Below are 2,049 nucleotides of genomic sequence, written 5' to 3'. Positions count from 1 at the left end.
ATCGTTTTTTGAGATGTTGATAAGGCTTATCCAAAATCAGTATTATTACGTTATGAATCAACAAGTTTTGAAAAAGTATCAGTTAACTTTTGCCACAAGAGAGAATGGAGATAAGATTATTAAAGAAACACCTACAAGCTATATTGCTTCTTTCATTTCTGAATTTCAAGATGTAGATACAATTGACGAGATCATTTCTGATATAAATTTATGCCTAAACGATCAATACGATGCAATTGATGACCCTGATTGGAGTACAAAATTCCAAGAAGCAAGACTATATCCCGATGGGTTATACTTTGATGGAACCCCGCCTAAAATACCTTTAGGTGAGTTTAGGGAGCTCATGATTTCTTGGAAAGAATTTCTTCAACAATAAACGAATTTAGTATTTATCGTTTTTTGAAACGCTAATTAGAGTTTCGGAGCCTTGAAATTGCCTCTATAATTCTATCAAGTTGAGATAAAGCAAAAAACATAAAAGTTATCTGAAAACCCAAAAGAAAATCATTAGTAGGCAAGCCGAGTGTCAAAGGATCGTTGGTGTTAAAACAAATATTTATCCCAATCCCTGACAGAAATCCCAGAAACAAAAAGAGCGAGGATAGTCTGTACGCTTTATTAAGTTCCTCTTTTCTACGTGAATGCTCGTAGATCTTATCCATTAATTCTGACTCAAAGTTGTGGTTAGGTAATTTCAAAGTGCTCTGCTTCATTAGCTTTGAAATCACTTGTTCCCTTGGTAACATTCCCATTTAGTTGACCTTTGTTTTTAAAAATCTCTTTAAGACGGCAAATAAGCTTTTTCGAGCTCTGTGCAATATCACTTTTGCATTCGACTCTGACCAGCCGGTGCTCGCCGCCAAATCCTTTAAGTTTTCCTCCTGTAAGTAAAACAGCCTTAAGGCTAAGCTTTCATTTGGTGGCAATCTTTGTAATGCCTCGGTAATCATTAGCTTTCTTTCCTCTGCTTCGAGAGAAAGGACAAAAGTGTCATCAGGAATCTCGGTGTCATAGTTTTCTTCATAAATCAGGAGTTCCTTCTTTTGCCTTTTTTGAGCATCTAATGATACATTTACAACAATCCTGTAAAACCAAGTGCTAAATTTAGAGCTCCCATTAAACTTTCTGATATTGCGATAGGCTTTAAGGAACGCATCCTGAACAACTTCCTCGGCTATGACCTCGCTTTTAACAATAGAAACTGACACTGAGAAAGCCAAATCTTTATATTTCCTGATAAAGTATCGAAACGCATTGGGATCCCCGTTGTAAACTTTTGAGACGTGGAGATTGTCCTCACAGTTCTCTGACATCAGCTTTTTGTATATCTATTTGAGATAACCAGCGAGACACCTAATGATAATCCTATAATAGCAAGCGGAGTTGCATTACCACCGCCTAAAGCGTTAAACCGGACTAAAACAGAAATAATTGTTAAACCTATGCTTAATCCAATTATGACGATACCTACTTTAAGTCCTAAAGGAGGACCGGCTTGCTTTTGAATGCTCGATAAGTTGTCGGGATTAATACCCTTTTCAATCAGCATTAATCGTTCTTTGTGACGGGCTCTTGAATAATAGAACCATGCCAGGAACATAAATAAGAAAAAGGAAAGGAAGAGAAAAAATAGTTCAGATTTCACTGTTTGATTATTTAGTTTGTAACTATTGGACTCCTAAAGAAAATTAAAGGTTACAATCTTTTAAATTAATCAGCTAACATGAGTGAAACTAGTCTTTCTATCAAAGTTTTAAATTTTAGATTATCCTCTTGCTTATTTAGCACACCCCCTTTTCATTTTTCTTTCCTATCACCTACACTATTCTTCTCCCAACCATTCACTTCAACACCAGCATACCTCAAATATCGATACAGGGTTGTTTTACTGCCAATATTCAGCATCTTGCAAATCTCGGCAGTGGAAAGGTTTGTGGTGTTATAAAGAGTGGCAGCTGTGGCCGCTAATTTCTTTGCATCTTCTGTCAGACCTTTAGGTCGGCCTCCAACTCTGCCCCTGGCTTTTGCAGAAGCAAGTCCAGCCTT

General features: G+C 36.8%; 3 protein-coding genes and 1 pseudogene. 1 reads left to right on the top strand and 3 read right to left on the bottom strand.

What is annotated here, in order from left to right; genetic code table 11:
* Positions 1-379: hypothetical protein (locus J4N24_RS25350; protein ID WP_207536539.1), on the top strand; the 379-nt coding region annotated here is incomplete at its 5' end.
* A gap of 376 nt (positions 380-755) precedes the next feature.
* Here the strand turns inward: J4N24_RS25350 and J4N24_RS25345 are convergent.
* From J4N24_RS25345 to J4N24_RS25335, 3 genes and pseudogenes are all read right to left on the bottom strand, one after another.
* Positions 756-1,316: an RNA polymerase sigma factor gene (locus tag J4N24_RS25345; RefSeq protein WP_207536538.1), complete on the bottom strand. Its 561-nt coding sequence runs from the start codon at positions 1,314-1,316 to the stop codon at positions 756-758.
* Positions 1,316-1,648: a DUF6249 domain-containing protein gene (locus J4N24_RS25340; RefSeq protein ID WP_207536537.1), complete on the bottom strand. Its 333-nt coding sequence runs from the start codon at positions 1,646-1,648 to the stop codon at positions 1,316-1,318. The genes J4N24_RS25345 and J4N24_RS25340 overlap by 1 nt, the downstream gene beginning before the upstream one ends.
* Before the next feature lie 152 nt (positions 1,649-1,800).
* Positions 1,801-2,049 (bottom strand): annotated as a pseudogene (locus tag J4N24_RS25335) (hypothetical protein); the annotation flags it as partial.

It is taken from the genome of Desertivirga arenae (genome assembly GCF_017355785.1).
GTDB classification, from domain to species: domain Bacteria; phylum Bacteroidota; class Bacteroidia; order Sphingobacteriales; family Sphingobacteriaceae; genus Desertivirga; species Desertivirga arenae.
This window is presented reverse-complemented; position numbering and strand designations above follow the sequence as displayed.

Coding starts and splice junctions, on each gene's coding strand:
- J4N24_RS25345 (WP_207536538.1), bottom strand. CDS start 1,316: ATGTCAGAGAACTGTGAGGACAATCTCCACGTCTCAAAAGTTTACAAC.